We start from the raw sequence: 17543 nt of genomic DNA, 5'->3' as shown, positions 1-17543 counted from the left end.
CACCTGCTCTTCCGATAGAATGGTTCTCTGTGTTTTCTATTCATGTAACCATAGGTGTCGGGACAAAACAAGCAGACGACGCTACAACAGCCCCGCAAACCGACCGAAAGCCTCCATCGGCTGCCCTGATAGAGAAAAGCCGATGGCGTGGATACCATCGGCTTATACATCCTCTTTCTCTTATTCTTTCGGATGAATCATCTGCTCAGGGCGTACGATCTGGTCGAACTGTTCTTCGGTCAGCAGGTTGCTCTTGATGGCCGCTTCCTTGAGCGTGATGCCTTCCTTGTGCGCCAGCTTGGCCACGGCTGCTGCGTTTTCGTAGCCGATATGCGGGTTCAGGGCGGTGACAAGCATCAGGGAGTTGTTCAGGTTCTCCTGGATGACAGACAGGTTCGGCTCAATACCGACCGCGCAATGGTCGTTGAAGGACTTCATGGCGTCCGCGAGCAGTCGGGCCGATTGCAGGAAGTTGTAAATGATGACTGGCTTGAACACGTTCAGTTCGAAATTCCCTTGGCTGGCGGCAAAGCCGATCGCGGCATCGTTGCCCATTACCTGGCACGCTACCATTGTCATCGCTTCGCTCTGCGTCGGGTTCACTTTTCCTGGCATGATGGAGCTGCCCGGCTCGTTGGCAGGGATGACGATTTCGCCGATTCCGCAACGCGGTCCGCTCGCCAGCCATCTGACGTCGTTGGCAATCTTCATCAGGTCGGCGGCCAGCGCTTTCAACGCTCCGTGTACGTGAACAAGCTCGTCGTGGCTGGTCAGCGCATGGAATTTGTTTTCGGCGGTCACGAATGTTTTGCCGATCGCTTCGCTGATTTCCGCAGCGACCATTTCCCCGAAGCGCGGATGGGCGTTGATGCCGGTTCCGACAGCCGTACCGCCAATCGCCAGCTCACGCAAATACTCGCTGCTTTCCTGAATCATTTTCTCGGTTTTTTCCAGCATGCGCACCCAGCCGCTGATTTCCTGGCCCAGTGTCAGCGGAGTGGCATCCTGCAAATGCGTCCGGCCGATTTTGATGATGTCTATGTAGGCTTCGCTTTTCTCTTTCAGCGTTTTCTTGAGCAGCGCCAGCGCAGGCAGTACCTGATCTTCGATGGCTACCAGTCCCGCCATGTGCATGGCTGTCGGGAATGTATCGTTGGAGCTTTGCGATTTGTTCACGTCGTCGTTGGCATGGATTCGCGCGCTGCTTCCTTTTTCCTCCAGCAGCTGGTTGGCGCGGCGAGCAATCACTTCATTGACGTTCATGTTCGATTGGGTGCCGCTTCCGGTTTGCCAAACCACCAGCGGGAAGTGATCGTCCCATTTTCCGGCAATGACTTCGTCGGCTGCCGTGACGATCGCTTCCGCCTTTTCTGCGTCCAGCTTGCCCAGCTTTTGGTTCGCCAGGGCCGCGCTTCGTTTCAGGATGGCAAACATGCGGATAACCTCAAGCGGCATTTTCTCCTCGCCGATCTCGAAGTTTTGGAAGCTGCGCTGCGTTTGCGCCCCCCACAGCTTGTCCGCAGGCACTTTCATTTCACCCAACGTGTCTTTTTCGATCCGAAATTCCATCTCGCATCCTCCTCTATGAATGATTGCCTCTCTATATCATGTCCACTTCTTCCTGTTGGATAGAAGCGCAGACGTATTCATTAAAAATGATAATGATTTTCATTCTTGTTAGCAAGAGGAGAAGTGTATAAAATATCACGCAATATCCTTGGCGTGGTGATTCCTGCCCAGAGGACTCGAAGAAAAAACCGCAGCGCCCTCTCTCGGCAAACCGCGGTTCTGGTTGACGTCATCATCTGCTCTCTACTTCGACGGAAATCACGTGATCGACTGCCTTCAGCAAGCTGTAAATGTCGGTCGTATAGGTGCTCTCGGCAGCGGTAATCAACATTTCCAGTTTTTTCTGCCCGTTGTCCAGGTCTTTCACCTTGACTCTCTTCACCTGAAGGTCGATATGCTTGATCTGTTTGAAAACACCGTCCAGATCGCCACCGGCTTCGACTACAATCTTGATCGACAAATCCCGCTGGCGCAAAGACTCGGGACCAATCCACTTGAGAATGAACGGAAACAGGTTGATCGCCAAAATAATCAAGATGGTCGCTGTCACCGCCTCGTAATAATAGCCAGCGCCTACGGCAATTCCCAGTCCGGAGGCCGCCCAGACCAAGGAAGCCGTGGTCAGCCCGGAGATTACATCATTGCTTCTGCGCAAAATGACGCCGGCACCGAGAAAACCGACGCCGCTCACGATTTGTGCGGCCAGGCGCAGCGGGTCCATGTTGGTGTGTCCAGGCAAGGAGAACCGGTGTACCGACTCAATCGAGACAATCGTAATCAGGCAGCTTGCCACGGATATGACCATGCTTGTTTTCACGCCAAGCGGCTTGTGCTTGAGCTGCCTGTCTACCCCGATCAGCAAGCCCAGAAACATCGCGATCCCCAGCTTCATCAAAAAATCATAGGTCATGCGTTTCTCCTCCCCCTTTCCTTCAATGTCAGCTTTTCTACCATCACTCTACTAAAAAGTATATACGCTCTCCTTGAAAATTAGGAGAGAAATTTTTCACGGGCTGCTCATAGTGTAAGCTCGCCTCTCTGTGTTCATGCAAAAAACGGGAAACTCCTTGTCCGGAGATTTCCCGCTTTCGTTGCACCGTGTTTGGTTACGGGGTGCTGCGTATCATGCGTTTTTGCAAGGACAACAGACGCCCGAACAGGAAGATCGCACCTGCCGCCAAACCTGTAATCAAGCCGATCCAGTAGCCGAAGGCAGCCAGCGAGGTGTACTGCGCCAGAACGTAGCCGAGCGGCAACCCGATGACCCAGTACGAGATCAGCGCAACGATAAATGTAACCGTCACATCCTTGTATCCGCGCAAAATCCCTTGGATGGGAGCGGCCACCGCATCGGAGATCAAAAACAGGATCGAGTACATCAGGAAGTGCTGCGCAAGCTCCAAAACCGCCATGTCGGTCGTATAAATTCCGGCAACCTGCCTGTTGAATACCAAGAGCCCTGCGCCGAACAGCAAAGCAAGTCCCGTGGCAATCCCGATGCCCAAATAGCTGTACTGCTTGGCGTCGCGAAACCGCTTCGCCCCTACCTCGAAGCCGACCACAATGGTCAAAGCCATGGAGATGCTGAGCGGAACCATGTAAATGAACGAAGCGAAGTTCATCGCCGCCTGGTGCGCCGCAATCGTCACCGTGCTGTACTCGCTCATGAGCAAGGTCACAGCGGCAAAAATGCTCACCTCGAAAAAGATCGAAAAGCCGATCGGCAAACCGAGCTTGAGCAGCTCTTTCCAGGCGCTCAAGGAGACGCGATAAAACTGGCGGAACATCCCGAAATCGGTAAAGGGCTGCACGCGCCGAACGACAAACAAGCTCACCAGCAAAATACACCAGTAGGTCAAGGCAGAGGCGTAGCCCGCCCCGATCCCGCCCAGGCGCGGCAAGCCGAAGTTGCCGAAAATCAGGGCGTAGTTCAGCACGACGTTGATGGGCAGCGAGAGCAGCGTAATGAACATGGTGATTCTCGTCTCCCCCAATGCGTCGATAAAACAGCGAATGACGGTGTAAAGGAACAAAGGCACAATCCCGATGGCAATGGCATGCAGGAAGCCGCGGGCAATGTGTCTGACTTCGCTCTCCAGCTGCATGCTGTTCAAAACCGGATCAAGCGCCAGTCCGCCGATAACCAGCACCCCGAAAGCAATCGCCACGCCCAGGTACAGAGCTTGCATGACCGTGTAGGGCACCTGGTCTTTGCGTTGCGCTCCGATCATTTGCGCCACCATCGGCATCACGGCCATGAGAATGCCCGTCAAGCCTGCTTGCACAGGCGTCCACAGACTGGCCCCGATCGCCACCCCGGCCAAATCAGTCGGGCTGGCGTGCCCGGACATGATCGTGTCGGCAAAGGTCATGGAAAAGAGCGCCAACTGCGATATCAGGATAGGCAGCAGCACCACCAGAAACTGCCGCCATTTTTCTTGTAACGAATGGGTCTGATGCATGGTTGTTCGTCCTCATTTACATAAAAATATACACGCGAAAAATAGCGCAAAAACGCTTTGAAAAACACGGAAAAAAGCTTCTCTATGCACTGTAGCACAAAAAGGCAGTCTAGCATAATAAAATGGCAGACAACACGAAAGAAAACTCACTGTTTCAATGTTCTGATAAAACGCGCGAAGAACGCAGCTGCATCTACGTCCAGACAGACGTTCATGTTCGGCTCTTTTTTCAGGCGGTTCTGAAAGTCGCAAACGGTTTGCCCGTCACAAAGCTCGCTTTTCGTCTCGATATCGACGTACAGCTTTTGCGTTTGCACCAGCGAGCGGTCCAGCGCCACCGCTACAGCCAGCGGATCGTGCAAGGCGCAGACACGCGCGCCGTTGCGCTCGAAGCTGCGGTTCAGGTAGTCGGACGTGCATTGCTGCACAAAGCGGCCGATGGGCGTATCGCCCAGCTCCCGGATATGCTCTTCGTTCAACAGGACTCGTCGTGTCACATCCAGCCCGACCAATGTCAATTGCGGAAATCCGGCATGAAAGACAATCTTGGCCGCTTCCGGATCGACATACATGTTGTACTCGGCTACCGGGGTCACATTTCCTTGCGTGGTCACCGCGCCGCCCATAAACACGACTTCCTTCACATGCCTGACCAGTTCGGGGCACTTTTGGACAGCCACAGCCAGATTGGTGAGCGGCCCCGTCATGACAAGCGTGACGCTCCCGGGCTGGGCCAGCACTTGCTCGCAAATAAAATCAGGCGCAAAGCCGTCTGCCGGCTGCGTCTTCGCCTCTGTCTCTTGTAAAGCCCGGCCAAGTCCGTCCTCCCCATGAAGACGATGCTCACGCAAAAGCGGCCGGGAGGCTCCCGGAATGACAGGAATTTTTGCGCCCGCCTGCAAAAAATCGAGGATTTTGCACGTATTTTCTGTCGCTTTTTCAAGGGGGACGTTGCCGCTTACGGTCGTGATCCCCTTTACCTCACATCCACCGCTCTTGACCGCCAACATGATTCCCAGCGCGTCATCCATTCCCGTATCGACATCCACAATCATGTTTTGCTCCACAAAACGTCCTCCTTCGTTTGAAAAGACATTCGCCTGATGCCTCCCCTCCATCATGCCTGACTGGACGCGAATGAAAAAGTTCATTTGGAAAAACAATTGACAGGTGGAGAGTGGCAAGCTATAATCCAACTAACCAACTATGAATTATTGGTTATTTTCCAGCAACTGAATATACGCTCCTTCTCTTATAAAGAGAGGTCGAGGGACTGGCCCAATGACACCTCGGCAACCTATCGCAACCGATATGGTGCCAAATCCAGCGGAAAACATTCCGACAGATAAGAGAGGCATGGATTACTGTGAATGTTGCATGCGCAGGTAACAGCCTCTTCTTCAGCGGAAGAGGCTCTTTCTTTTCCAGGTTACCATTTTCAAAACGATACAAACACCAAAGAAAAGGGGAATTTTCATGAAAAAGACAGGCTTACTGCTCACTTCACTTTTGCTGGCTGCCTCCCTCGTTACGGCTTGCGGAGGCAAGCAAGACGCGGCTTCCGCTAACGGCGGAGCTTCTGCTGAACAGCAAACCAAAATCAAGGTCGGCGTGACGGCCGGTCCCCACGAAGAGATTTTCAACAAAGTAAAGGAAGTCGCCAAAGGGCAGGGAATCGACGTGGAGCTGGTCGTGTTCAACGATTACGTGCAACCTAACCAAGCTCTCGACAAAGGAAATCTTGATCTGAACAGCTTCCAAACCATCCCGTTCCTGGATAAATTCAATCAGGACCACAAGACCAAAATCGTCGAAATCGGCAAAACCGTCACCTTCCCGATGGGCCTCTACTCTACCAAGCATAAAAAAGTGGAAGACATTCCGGAAGGCGGCGTAGTGGGGATCCAAAACGATCCGACGAACCGCGCCCGCGCGCTCTTGCTCTACCAGGCTGCCGGACTAATCAAGCTCAAAGACGGGGTGAAAGACAACGCCACCCCGCTGGATATCGTGGAAAATCCGAAGAAGTTGCAGTTCAAGGAGCTGGAAGCTGCGTTCCTGGCTCGCTCGCTGAACAATGTGGAAGTCGCCTCGATCAATACCAACTTTGCCATGGAAGCAGGCTATTCGCCGAAAAAAGACGCGATCTTCTCGGAAACGTCCGATTCGCCTTACGTCAACATCATCGCAGTCAACGAAGCAGACAAAGACAACCCGACCTATAAAAAGCTCGTAGACATCTACCGCTCGGAAGAAGTAAAAACATTCATCGAAGAACACTTTGAAGGAGCCGTGCTGCCGTCCTGGTAATCACGATGCCGGGAACAACCGACAACAAGGAGACACTGGTGATGATACAGCTGACTGATATTCACAAAACGTACAAGGTAGGAGCCAAGCAGGTCGAAGCCTTGAAGGGCGTATCCCTTCGCGTGGAAAAAGGGCAGATCTACGGCGTGATCGGCTTTAGCGGAGCGGGGAAAAGCACCCTGCTCCGCACGATTAACCTGCTGGAAAAGCCGACAAGCGGCTCAGTGGTCGTCAACGGGCAAAATCTGCTCGAACTGAAGGAAAAAGAGCTGCGCCAGGCGCGCAAAAAGATCGGGATTATCTTCCAGCACTTCAACCTGCTCTCCTCCTACAACGTCTTTGACAACGTAGCGGAAATTTTGCGGATGAACCGTGTACCGAAGGATGTCATCAAACGCAAGGTCGAGGATCTGCTGGGCCTCGTCGGTCTGGCGGACAAGGCAAACGCCTATCCTTCGCAGCTGTCCGGCGGACAAAAGCAACGGGTAGGCATTGCCCGCGCGCTTGCCACCGATCCGGAAATCCTGCTTTGCGACGAAGCCACGTCCGCCCTCGATCCGCAGACGACCGAGTCGATATTGGAGCTTTTGCTCGACATCAATCGCAAGTTCAATCTGACCATCGTGCTGATTACCCACGAGATGCAAGTCATCAAAAAAATATGCGATCAGGTCGCCATCATGGAAAACGGCGTCATCATCGAGCAAGGGAGCGTACTGGATATTTTCAGCAATCCCCAGCAACAGACGACGCGCAATTTCATCAAGACGATCTTCGACGATGAGGTGCCGGGAGACATTTTGGCCAAAATCAAGCCGTCCGGGCCTGTCTCGAAAATCCTTCGTGTAGCCTTTCGCGGGGATGCCGCTCTCGATCCGGTACTGGGCACACTGTCCGCACGTTTTCCGGTCAGCACCAATTTGCTGTACGGCTCCATTACTTCGATTAAAGGAACGGCGCTCGGCATCCTGTTGTTGCACATTTCCGGCGAGGAGCAAGCGATCGAGGAGGGCATTCATTTTCTGCGTCAATCGGTATACAGAGTGGACATCGTAGAACGAGAGGAGGGCACACGCTCATGGAACGCCTTGCTGAAATGATTCCCGTCTTCGGACAGTCCCTGCAAGAAACCGTCATTATGGTAGGCGTCTCGCTGTTCCTTGCGACGCTGATCGGCATTCCGCTGGGCATCCTCCTGGTCGTGACCCAAAGCAACCACCTGTTTCCGAACAAGTTGATTTACCACGCGCTGAACACCATCATCAACATCGTGCGCTCCTTGCCTTTTATCATCCTGATGGTCGCGATCATCCCGTTTACCGAGCTGATCGTCGGTACCTCCATCGGCATTGAAGGCGCCATTGTCCCGTTGATTGTGTACACGGCTCCCTATATTTCCCGTTTGATGGAAACCGCGCTGCACGACGTGGACCGCGGCGTCATCGAGGCGTACCAGGCCATGGGGGCCTCCCGCAGACAGATCGTTTTTCGCATCATGCTGCGCGAGGCAAGACCAGGCATCGTCCTCTGCCTGACGATTGCGACGATCGGTCTGATCGGGGCGACAGCAATGGCCGGGGCCGTCGGCGCTGGCGGCCTGGGCGATCTGGCGCTGCGCTACGGATACCAGCAATGGGATATCGAGGTCATGGTGATAACCGTCATCATCCTTGTTGTTTTGGTGCAACTGATCCAGACGCTCGGCAACTGGGTCGCCCGCAAATTGAAAAAAAGCGCCTAGCGGATGCCCGGAAGTCCTTGACTGCTGAAGTGCCCCCTGTCAGGGGCTTTCTGTTTGTTTTCTTCTTCCATCCAGCAATGTTCACCGAATGTTTGATGGTAAAGCTCCCAATATTCATGTACACTTATATGTAAATCCATGATATAGAGAGGGGCTACTCAAATCACATGAAAAAACTCATCATGCTATTGGTCGCCGTCATGCTCGTACTCGCTCCCGGCGGATTTACGGATTATGCCGATGCGAAAGGCTATAAATCTGGCAAAAAATCGTTCAACTCCAACACAGCTCCAACGAACACGCAAACACCAACGAAGGCCGATTCGAATGTCAATGCCTCTACCAATAAAAGCACGACAACCACTACGCCAGCCACTGCGGCTCCAACCAAAAGCAGCGGCGGCTTCATGAAAGGTCTGCTCGTCGGTGGACTGGCTGGCTTGCTGTTCGGCAGCCTGTTTGGCGACATGGGAGCTTTGGGCGCGATCTTTGGTTTCCTGATTAACATGCTGGCCATTGTGGCTATGATTGTTCTGATCCGCAAAATCTACGTTTACTTCAAAACGCAACGCGCGAAAAAACAGGAACTGAACGCATGGAAAAGATAACCTTCTCGGAACAAATGCTCATCAACGCCATCTGCCTGCATGTAGCGAGCAAAAAGCAAATTCAGCCGCAGGATGTAGAAGTGGAGCTGATGTGGGACGAAGACTACGGCTTTTCCGCGGAAGTGTTCGCCAACGGCCGGAAGCAAGTGTTTGTCGAGATCAACCTGATTGAAGCGATCCGCTTCTATCTGGATACACACATGCACCGTAACCCGTACTCCGCCGGTATCGAGCTGGTACTGGACGAGGAAGAAGGCATCATCGCCCACGTTACGTACCAAAGCTAGTTGCCGCTCTTCCCTCGCTTGTGATTCAATAAGCCAATTTGCTTTCACCCGGAAGCAGGTTGGCTTTTTTCCTTCCCGGATCTTCACGCGATCAAGCGATCACGTATTGAAAAAGCCTGCATTCCGTTATATACTTTAATGAAAATGATTATCATTGTCCGCGTATATGCATACATGTACATACTTTCCTATAAAAGGAGTTGGCCTATTGTGGAACGCTTATACACGCAAAAGCTGGACATCGGTTACGGCGAGCTTTCCATTGTCAAAGACCTGAATATCAGCATCCCTTCCGGCAAAATCACCGCGCTGGTCGGCGCAAACGGCTCGGGCAAATCGACGATTCTCAAGACATTGGCCCGAATCATGAAGCCGACAGGTGGACAAGTGTTCCTGGACGGGAAGTCGATCCATCAGCAGTCAACAAAAGAAGTCGCCAAGCAGCTGGCGATTCTTCCGCAGAACCCTACTGCTCCCGATGGATTGACCGTGTCTGAGCTTGTTACCTACGGCCGCTTCCCCCATCAAAAGGGCTTCGGCTCCCTGACCAAGGAAGACAAGGAGATCGTTTCGTGGGCGATTTCCATGACGGGCATGGTCGACTTCTACGACCGTCCTGTCGATCAGCTCTCCGGCGGTCAACGCCAGCGCGCCTGGATCGCCATGGCTCTGGCACAGGGAACCGACATCCTGTTCCTGGATGAGCCGACAACCTTCCTCGACATGGCGCACCAACTGGAAGTGCTGAAGCTATTGCAAAAGCTGAACGAAGAAGAAAACCGCACGATCGTGATGGTCGTCCACGATCTGAACCATGCGACACGCTACGCACAGCACATGGTGGCCATCTCTCGCGGTACGGTTGTGGCAGAGGGCACCCCGGCAGAAGTCATGACTCCTGACATGCTGCGCCGGGTATTCAACATTGAAGCGGATATTTTGACCGATCCGCGTACAGGTGTGCCGCTTTGTCTTCCTTACGAGCTCAGCAGTGCTGTTGAAAGCAAACAGTCGGCAGCCAGCTCCCACGAAGAGCGCAAGCTGGTCGGCACTCGTTAGTTCCCTCCATGATGGACAGCTCAAGCCATTCTCCTGATCGGCCAGAAGGAGAATGGCTTTTTTTGCACAAGGAGCATCAACAGACAGGCAAATATGCCGTCCTGCCCATCGTCGTTGACTGATTTGTGACGTTTCTGTCAAAGATCGCTCACATTTTCTCGTAATGGGATTGCGACTATTTTCCTGACAGTGTTATGGTTAAAGCAGGCAACCCCATGCACGATCCAACCCTATCACACCGCTTCGACACACAGGAGGTTTTATGGCTCGTATACTTATTGCCGATGACTCGATCGTTGTCCGAGAATACATAAAAATGATCCTTCAACGGGCTGGCCATCAAGTCATTGCAGAAGCGGCGAATGGACTAGACGCCTACCAGCAGTACATGACGCACCAACCTGACGTAGTCATGATGGATATCAACATGCCAGGCATGAACGGTATTGACACGGTCAAAAAAATTATGAGCGAATTCCCCGATGCCTACATCATCATGATTAGCACCTACGGTTTAAAGCATTTGGTCTTTGAAGCGATCAATGCGGGAGCGCGTCACTATATTACGAAGCCGATTGATGAAGAACGCCTTTTGGATTCCATTCAAAACACGCACTGAACGATCGGCTGTCGCACAGAAAAAACTGAGGGCTTCCACGCGCCTCAGTTTTTTCCTTGTCTCTAAGTCTGCATACGCCTGTCTTCCAGCGGAATCCGGAAAAGAAAGCGGGTGCCTTGTCCGGCCCGGGAGGTCACAGTTACCGTCCCCTGCAAGTTCTCGACCTCGCGTTTGACAATCGATAGCCCCAATCCTCTGCCCGCGTACAGATCGGCTTCTTCTTTGGCGCTGACCTGCTCCTCAAACAGAAAGCCCAGCTCCTCTTCGGCGTTGCCCTCTGTACCCCAGCCTTTTTCCAGCCCCTGCTGCTTGAGCTTGTCGATGTCGATCCCTCTGCCGTCATCCTCGATAGCGATCAAAAGCGCCACCTCCTCTTGCCATATCCGGCAACGGACGGTTCCCCTGCTTTCTTTGCCGTGCGAAAGACGCTCCTGGTCCGGCTCGATTCCATGGGCAATGGCATTGGAAAAGACATGAAGCAGGCTGTCTACAAACGGCGCAAAGCGCTCAGGGTCCACAAAGATCTCCTCCGCTTCCAGCTGAAGCGGATGGATCGTTTTGTCCAGACGCCGGGCAAGCTCGGCTACATACTCCTGATAGCGGGCCATCATTTCCTTGATCGGACGATGGTGCAGCTCGTCCATCCATTGACTCAGCCGGGCAGCAGAGTGGTCAGGCAGCAGGCTGGTCAGCTTCCCTACAAAATGCTCCCACCTGTCCTTGGGAATGGTCATGTCCCCGTCGCCCGTTTCCAAAAAATGGTCCCCCAGCTTGTTGCGAATGATCTCCAAGTCTTGCTGCATGGCAGCCTGAACGTGCGCAACGGGCAGCTGGTTCGGAAAATCTCCGGCTGTAAACCGCTCCTGCTGCCTGTCCCGATCCATCAGCCACGTTTCCAGATCGTGCAGCTTTTGCGGCGTGTGGATCAGATGGAATTGACCGAAATCCCCTTTGAATTGATGGATTTGCGCCGCCAGCTTGAGCAGGCTGTCCGACTCGTCCGTGCCTGCGCGGAAAAGCGTTTTCCAGCCTTCCGCGAAGAAAGCCGTGAAGGAGCGATATAGCTTTTGAAACAGCGGTAGGCTGATCGCCACGGTCAAAATCATATTCAGCCTTTGCCACTCCTGCTCCATTTTGCTCTCCAGTGCTCGTTGCTCGCTCACATCTGTCAAAATCAGCATCAAGCCCTCGGGAGAATCGCGCCGATCCTCATAGATAGGCTTGCACTCCAGCTTCAACGGCAGCTGATTGACGTAAACTTCCGTCGGGAAGAGACTCAAATACAGCTCCTTTTGCGCCTGATCCTTCGTCTCAAAATACGTTGTCAAAAGAGATTCGACAAACGCCCGTTCTTCCGGACGGTTCGGGTACAAAAGGCTTGCCACCGATTCGCCCGCCAGCTCCCTACCGAACATTCGCAAGCATTCGCGGCTGTATTCGGAATGAACTAGCAAATTTTTGGAGAACGACAGAAAGCCCTGGCCTGCGTTGTTCAGCAAGTTCTTGTTCGCCTGCAAAAGCGACTGAATCTCCGTGGTCCGCTCGGCGACGATCCTCTCCAGCGACTGGTTCCATTGCTCCAACTGATGGTACAACCGGGCATTTTCAATAAAGATCGCCATTTGGGAGAAAATGAGGCGCAGCGGCTCCGAGCGTTTTTCGTTGAAGACGTGCGTCGTCTCGTTGTTCTCCAGGTAAATGACGCCGATCATTTTGCCCTGCTGCCACAGTGGCGAACACAAAATCGACTTCGGCTTGTTTTTCGCGATGTACGTGTCGCGGAAAAATACGCCCTCTACCGAAGCGTTGTGCAGCACCAGCATTTCTTCTGTGCGGATCGTGTAATTGACCACCGCGACAGACAGCATCCCGCTATGCTCGTACGGGACCGATTGCATGATTTCCACGTCCAGATCGACGGACCCGGCTGCCTCGATGACCCATTCGCTTTCGTTTTTCAGGATCAGGATGCCTTTTTCCGCTCCCGCATTGCTCATGACCGTACGCAGCATGGTCGCGAGCAGCAGCTCCAGCCTGATCTCGCTCGCCATCGTTTGCGACGCCCTAATCACGCTCATCAGATCGACCAAATCAGCGGACTGGTCAGTCGCCGCAAACTCTGCCGATGCTTCCAGCCCTCTTCCCCGCTGTACAAGATGCGGGTACCGCTCTTCCATCTCTCTCGCCTTGGCCAAGGCTCCCCACTGCATGTACGCCTCGTACGCTTCGGTCATGTACACCCTGGCAATGGTCTCCAACCCCAACGCTACATAATGATGAGCCGCCAGTTCGCTCGCCAAAGCCTCATTTTGCAAAAAGCCGTCTTTTTTCGCCAACTGCACCGCCTGATCGTACAGCTCTCCCGCTGCCTGCCGCTTGCCGTTTACACGATTCCATTCTGCACTCATCAACAAGTATTTGTGCTGGAAGTTTTCCGGGCAATGGTTGGCCCAGAGCTTCATTTTTTTCAAATGAGCCTTGATTTTTTTCGCGTAGCGCCTCTGTTCCCGGCGATTGACACGCTCGTACAGCTTCGTTAATGCCAGGGCGTGCATGAACACGTGCTGGCTGACCAGCACCTGCCCGCTGACCGATTCCATCCATTGCTCGGCTTCACTCAACAGCTGCGCGGCTTCCTCGTAATGGCCGTACATGAGCTGCGCCAGCGACTTGTAAAAATGATACATGTACCGCTTGTAGCTGGTGCCTTCTTTTTGCAGGCTGTTCACGTACTGCGACTCATCGAAGCCGTCTCGGCAAAATGCCGTCTTATCGCCCGCTGTCCCATGCGTAAACGTGTACAACGCTTGCCGCAGCAACAAGAGCCGATCGTCGTGATCAACCACCTTCATCTGGCAGATCAGGTCGGCATGCTCCTCGATTTGCTGCTCCAGCTCTTCCAGCGGCAGCCCGCAGTAGAGCATGGCCTCCAGCAAGCCATGGGCATTGTAGGCAGCGTAAATGTTTCCTCCGCCCTCCATCCCGAGCTGGATCGCCTTTTTCAGCAGCGGAATGTTTGTCCGCGCATGCTCGCACCAGTGGTTGATGAGCAAGGCAAACGCTCCGTACGCTTTCGTCATGGCGATCGGATCCGCAAAGCCATCCGCCACCCGGCACGCCAGCTGCCCGAACTCGTACGCCTCCCGGTAGTTGCCGAACTTGGAGCCGAGGACGATCCCGTAGCCGGTATACCCGTTGGCGGACGCAACCGCGTTACCGTGTAAAAGCGACAAATGCAGCACACGCAGAATCGTCAGCGCAAACCAGTTGGGGTTGACGAAGTACGAAGAGGGCCCTGCATTGCTGATAATGCTCATCGCCAGCTGATAATTCTCATCCGGCACATCCGGCAAATACAGCAACTCATCAATTTTGCGTCCTTTCAGTCGCCGCTTGATCTGCCACATTTCCTTGATGATCGCCAGCTTCCCTGGCTTGTACGGGATGGGCACGCCAAGCAGTCCCAACGCTTCGCTCGCCAGATCCATCACCCGCGAAAACTCGGCCAGGCGGGTATACATGTGGATTTGCAGCTCCAGAATACGCACACGCTCGCGGTTTGTCCTGGCATGCGAAAGGGTAAGGGCAAACAGTCGATTCGCCTCTTCCATCTGATTGCACAAATACGCAGACTCGGCATGGAGCGTGTACAGCTCCATCGCCAGTGGATGATGCTGCTCCCACGCCGACTCGCCGATGAACATCGTCCCTCGCTGAAAATACTGCAACGCCGCATCGAAAGCCGCAGACGCCATCGCTTTTTGGCCGGCGAGAAGATGGCCGTAAGCGACCTGTATCCGTTCGTCCGCATCGTCAATCAGGTCCGCGCCGCGATACATGTGCTCGCATATGTCAAATAGCCGCACCGATTCATCCGAATGGGACATGTCTCGCATCATTCTTCCGAGTTTGACGTGCGCCTGTTTCTGCTCCGCTTCCGACAGCGAAGAGTACGCCGCCTGCTGAATCCGGTCGTGAACAAAATTGAACTGGATCGTGACCTGCGCAAGATTTTCTTCTTCCTCTGCAACCGCATAGGCCAAATACTCTGCACCCTCCAGGGGATAGATCAACCCTTCTTCTATGGCAGGCCAAATTTCCCGGATTGCTTCGGACTCATTCCGATTTTGTACTTTTGCCAGCATGCTCAAATCAAAAGAATTTCCCAGACACGCCGCATAAGCCAGCAGCTTCTGCGTCACGCTAGGCATTCGCCTGACTTTTTCCACGAGAAAATCAGCGACATTCTCGGTGGTGCTGAGCTTCTCGATTTTGGCCAGCTCCCATTGCCAGCCACGCTCTTCCGGGACATACCGCAACAGGCTTTGCTCGTACAAAGACTTGATAAACTGCCGGGAGTAAAACGGATTCCCGGCCGTTTTCCGCATGAAAATCATCGCCAGCGGCTTCGTGACAGCAGGGTCTGTATGCAGCGTATCGGAGAGCAGCGCATTGATCTGCGCACGCCGCAGCGGCAACAGCGTAATTTGACGCAGCATCCGGCTTTTGACTCCGGCTTCCGTCAAAATGGCGATCAACGGATTGAGCGCACCTCCCTCTTGATCGCGATAGGCGCACACCAGCAGAAAATGACTGAGCGGCATATCGGCCACTAGCTCGCGGATGAGAAACAACGAGGACGAATCCGCCCATTGCAGGTCATCGAGAAACAGTACCAGCGGATGCTCGGGTCTTGCCCATAGGCGGATAAACCTTTGCATGACCAGATGAAAACGGTTCTTCGCCTCCGCTGCGGGCAACTCCGGCACAGGCGGCTGCTTTCCGATTACCGCCACCAACTGGGGAATCACGTCCATGATGACCTGACCCAGCCCCTGCATCGCTTCGAGAATCGTTTCCCGCCACGTCGCCAGCTCTCTTTCGTTCCCGGCCAAAAGCTGCTTGATCAAATCCTGAAAAATTTGAATGATGGCCGAATACGGCACGCCTTGGCGGTATTGATCGAACTTGCCGGCAATAAAACGCCCTCTGCCCTTCAGGAAAACTTTTTGCGCTTCATACACCAGCGCAGACTTTCCCACACCTGCACTGCCGCACAGCATGACCATCCGCGACGCGCCATTTGACACCTCTTCGAACGAGTCGATCAGCATCTGAATTTCCCACTCGCGCCCGTACAGCTTTTCCGGAATGTGCAAGCGATCAGCGCGATCGTGCTGCGCCAGCGGAAAAAGACCGATGGCTTCGTGGTTGACAAGCTGCTCCAGGCACACCTGCAAATCTGCGGCCAGGCCAGCCATACTGAAATAGCGATCTTCCGTATTTTTGGACAGACACTTCATCACGATGTCCGACAAAATCGGCGGAACAGATGGTCTAACCTGCGCGGGAGCAATCGGCTTTCGGGCCATGTGGGCATGCACCAGCTCAAGCATGTCCGAAGACAAAAACGGCGGTTTTCCTGTCAACAGTTCATAAATCGTCACACCAAACGAGTAGATGTCCGTCCGGTAATCGACCGTCCGATTCATTCTTCCCGTCTGCTCAGGCGATACATAGCGCAGGTTGCCTCTCCATTCCTTCGGGTTCATCACGCCCTGGTATTCCTGGTATCTCCTGGTTGCCAGGCCGAAGTTCATCAACTTGACCGCGTACGTCTCCGGGTGTACCAGGATATGCGCCGGATTGATGTCTTGATGGATCACGCGCTTTTGATGAATGTCCTCGATGCACGAAGCGATCCGAATCGAGATGGTCAGGATGTCCTTTAGCGACAGCTCTTTCATTTTGCAGAGCAGGGAGAGCGGCACTCCCCCGAAATCTTCCGTGACAAGAGCCGTTTCCCGGCTGTGATCGATCAGCTCAACGGCCGCTTCCACAGCTGGCGATTCGAGAGATTGCAACATCCGATACTCGTGCTTCAGTCTCCAAAGCGACTCCTTGTGCGCGGGACCTTTACGCGGCTTTTTGATGATGACGGGCAGGTTGTCGCTGTTGCGAAATCCACGGTACAATCCCATATTTGAATGTGTCGAAAGAAACTCTGTCACTCTGTATCCCGGAATCACGATCAGGCCGCTCATACTATCCTCTCCATCTAGGCAGAACATCCTATCATTTTTATTGTTGGTTTAGGACAAATAATCTATATTGAGTATATATTCTGTCATAAAATCGTTTTTTTCTACTAATTCTTATGGAGGTATCTCTATGGCAAATTTGAGTCGAAGTGTAAGCAACCCGTACACGAATGAAACGGTCACCTTTCTGAAGACGACAGAGGAAACCAAGGGGGAATATTTGCTTTTCCGAACAGACCTGCCACCGAACAATGGAATTTTTCTACATTATCATACCGAACTTACGGAAACGTTTGAAGGGATAAGCGGAAATTTGGAGGTAAAAATAGACGGCAAAACAATCATTTTGAAACCAGGCGAGAAACTGGACATTCCTCGCAACCAGGTTCACCAGTTTTACAACCCTTCCAACGAGTTCGTCAGCTTCACAGCGGAAATCCGTCCTGCCGGCACTTTCGAGTCGTTCGTCCGCTGCGGATACGGCCTGGATACGGACGGGCGGAGCTTTTACATGCCGTTTTTGAAACAGTACCTGCCAAAAAACATCCTGCTTCTGGGCACGCTGTTCAAAATGGGGCAATTCTACGTTCCTTCCCTGCCGCTCTTCCTGCAAAAAGCGTTGTTTGGCGCCTTGGCCAAGCTGGCGCATTGGACAGGCTCGGACAGGTCACTGGAAAAATACTACAAAGGCTCCGTCGACAAAGAAGCTGTAGCCCCAGAACCGCTGCCCAAAACACCCTGACGATTCCCCATCCGGTAGGGCGTCTGCCCATGCTGTCTCTGTACATACATTTCCCGCACCTCACGTGCTCAAACGCTACCGGTACCGTGTTTACAAGTACGCCTG

The 17543-nt window shown here is 53.4% G+C and carries 13 protein-coding genes and 1 riboswitch; of the genes, 8 read left to right on the top strand and 5 right to left on the bottom strand.

The genetic code is table 11. The annotated features are described in order from the left end of the window. Positions 1 to 180: 180 nt before the first annotated feature. The 4 genes from fumC to ACTHO6_RS03915 form a co-directional block, all read right to left on the bottom strand. Complete coding sequence (fumC, locus tag ACTHO6_RS03930; protein ID WP_440239585.1) at positions 181 to 1569, bottom strand: class II fumarate hydratase; 1389 nt, start codon at positions 1567 to 1569, stop codon at positions 181 to 183. 232 nt (positions 1570 to 1801) lie between these two features. Further along, positions 1802 to 2479: an MgtC/SapB family protein gene (locus ACTHO6_RS03925; protein ID WP_440239583.1), complete on the bottom strand. Its 678-nt coding sequence runs from the start codon at positions 2477 to 2479 to the stop codon at positions 1802 to 1804. A 196-nt stretch (positions 2480 to 2675) separates the two neighbouring features. Further along, entirely contained in the window at positions 2676 to 4031 is a 1356-nt protein-coding gene (locus ACTHO6_RS03920) for an MATE family efflux transporter (protein ID WP_440239581.1), read from the bottom strand. A 146-nt stretch (positions 4032 to 4177) separates the two neighbouring features. Next, positions 4178 to 5086 carry a nucleoside hydrolase gene (locus ACTHO6_RS03915; protein ID WP_440240086.1) on the bottom strand — a complete coding sequence of 303 codons (909 nt, stop codon included), beginning with the start codon at positions 5084 to 5086 and terminating at the stop codon, positions 4178 to 4180. A 194-nt stretch (positions 5087 to 5280) separates the two neighbouring features. Further along, positions 5281 to 5383, top strand: a riboswitch (SAM riboswitch). Between the two features lie 124 nt (positions 5384 to 5507). On the opposite strand from ACTHO6_RS03915, the gene ACTHO6_RS03910 reads away from it, so the two are divergent. From ACTHO6_RS03910 to ACTHO6_RS03880, 7 genes are all read left to right on the top strand, one after another. Next, complete coding sequence (locus tag ACTHO6_RS03910) at positions 5508 to 6341, top strand: MetQ/NlpA family ABC transporter substrate-binding protein (RefSeq protein WP_440239579.1); 834 nt, start codon at positions 5508 to 5510, stop codon at positions 6339 to 6341. A 41-nt stretch (positions 6342 to 6382) separates the two neighbouring features. Next, the gene (locus ACTHO6_RS03905; RefSeq protein WP_440239577.1) at positions 6383 to 7441 is read left to right on the top strand and encodes a methionine ABC transporter ATP-binding protein; all 1059 of its coding nucleotides are present in this window, start codon (positions 6383 to 6385) and stop codon (positions 7439 to 7441) included. Further along, positions 7420 to 8082: a methionine ABC transporter permease gene (locus tag ACTHO6_RS03900; protein WP_440239575.1), complete on the top strand. Its 663-nt coding sequence runs from the start codon at positions 7420 to 7422 to the stop codon at positions 8080 to 8082. Before ACTHO6_RS03905 ends, ACTHO6_RS03900 begins: the two co-directional genes overlap by 22 nt. Positions 8083 to 8249: 167 nt before the next feature. After that, a complete protein-coding gene (locus ACTHO6_RS03895; protein WP_440239573.1) occupies positions 8250 to 8690 on the top strand; it encodes a hypothetical protein in 441 nt (146 codons plus the stop codon). Next, complete coding sequence (locus ACTHO6_RS03890) at positions 8678 to 8977, top strand: YxcD family protein (protein WP_440239571.1); 300 nt, start codon at positions 8678 to 8680, stop codon at positions 8975 to 8977. The genes ACTHO6_RS03895 and ACTHO6_RS03890 overlap by 13 nt, the downstream gene beginning before the upstream one ends. Positions 8978 to 9187: 210 nt before the next feature. Next, positions 9188 to 10036: an ABC transporter ATP-binding protein gene (locus ACTHO6_RS03885; protein WP_440239569.1), complete on the top strand. Its 849-nt coding sequence runs from the start codon at positions 9188 to 9190 to the stop codon at positions 10034 to 10036. A gap of 262 nt (positions 10037 to 10298) precedes the next feature. Next, positions 10299 to 10655 (top strand): response regulator transcription factor, encoded by a 357-nt coding sequence (locus ACTHO6_RS03880; protein ID WP_440239567.1) that lies wholly within the window; start codon positions 10299 to 10301, stop codon positions 10653 to 10655. Positions 10656 to 10717: 62 nt separating this feature from the next. Here ACTHO6_RS03880 and ACTHO6_RS03875 read toward each other — a convergent pair whose 3' ends face one another. Beyond that, positions 10718 to 16699: an AAA family ATPase gene (locus tag ACTHO6_RS03875; RefSeq protein ID WP_440239565.1), complete on the bottom strand. Its 5982-nt coding sequence runs from the start codon at positions 16697 to 16699 to the stop codon at positions 10718 to 10720. Positions 16700 to 16826: 127 nt separating this feature from the next. Here ACTHO6_RS03875 and ACTHO6_RS03870 point away from each other — a divergent pair, with 127 nt between their 5' ends. Then, positions 16827 to 17438 carry a cupin domain-containing protein gene (locus ACTHO6_RS03870; RefSeq protein WP_440239563.1) on the top strand — a complete coding sequence of 204 codons (612 nt, stop codon included), beginning with the start codon at positions 16827 to 16829 and terminating at the stop codon, positions 17436 to 17438. Positions 17439 to 17543 lie beyond the last annotated feature (105 nt).

The sequence above is a fragment of the Brevibacillus sp. SAFN-007a genome, from assembly GCF_051967035.1.
GTDB lineage: Bacteria > Bacillota > Bacilli > Brevibacillales > Brevibacillaceae > Brevibacillus.
This window is presented reverse-complemented; position numbering and strand designations above follow the sequence as displayed.

Coding starts and splice junctions, on each gene's coding strand:
- fumC (WP_440239585.1), bottom strand. CDS start 1,569: ATGGAATTTCGGATCGAAAAAGACACGTTGGGTGAAATGAAAGTGCCT.
- ACTHO6_RS03925 (WP_440239583.1), bottom strand. CDS start 2,479: ATGACCTATGATTTTTTGATGAAGCTGGGGATCGCGATGTTTCTGGGC.
- ACTHO6_RS03920 (WP_440239581.1), bottom strand. CDS start 4,031: ATGCATCAGACCCATTCGTTACAAGAAAAATGGCGGCAGTTTCTGGTG.
- ACTHO6_RS03915 (WP_440240086.1), bottom strand. CDS start 5,086: ATGATTGTGGATGTCGATACGGGAATGGATGACGCGCTGGGAATCATG.
- ACTHO6_RS03910 (WP_440239579.1), top strand. CDS start 5,508: ATGAAAAAGACAGGCTTACTGCTCACTTCACTTTTGCTGGCTGCCTCC.
- ACTHO6_RS03905 (WP_440239577.1), top strand. CDS start 6,383: ATGATACAGCTGACTGATATTCACAAAACGTACAAGGTAGGAGCCAAG.
- ACTHO6_RS03900 (WP_440239575.1), top strand. CDS start 7,420: ATGGAACGCCTTGCTGAAATGATTCCCGTCTTCGGACAGTCCCTGCAA.
- ACTHO6_RS03895 (WP_440239573.1), top strand. CDS start 8,250: ATGAAAAAACTCATCATGCTATTGGTCGCCGTCATGCTCGTACTCGCT.
- ACTHO6_RS03890 (WP_440239571.1), top strand. CDS start 8,678: ATGGAAAAGATAACCTTCTCGGAACAAATGCTCATCAACGCCATCTGC.
- ACTHO6_RS03880 (WP_440239567.1), top strand. CDS start 10,299: ATGGCTCGTATACTTATTGCCGATGACTCGATCGTTGTCCGAGAATAC.
- ACTHO6_RS03875 (WP_440239565.1), bottom strand. CDS start 16,699: ATGAGCGGCCTGATCGTGATTCCGGGATACAGAGTGACAGAGTTTCTT.
- ACTHO6_RS03870 (WP_440239563.1), top strand. CDS start 16,827: ATGGCAAATTTGAGTCGAAGTGTAAGCAACCCGTACACGAATGAAACG.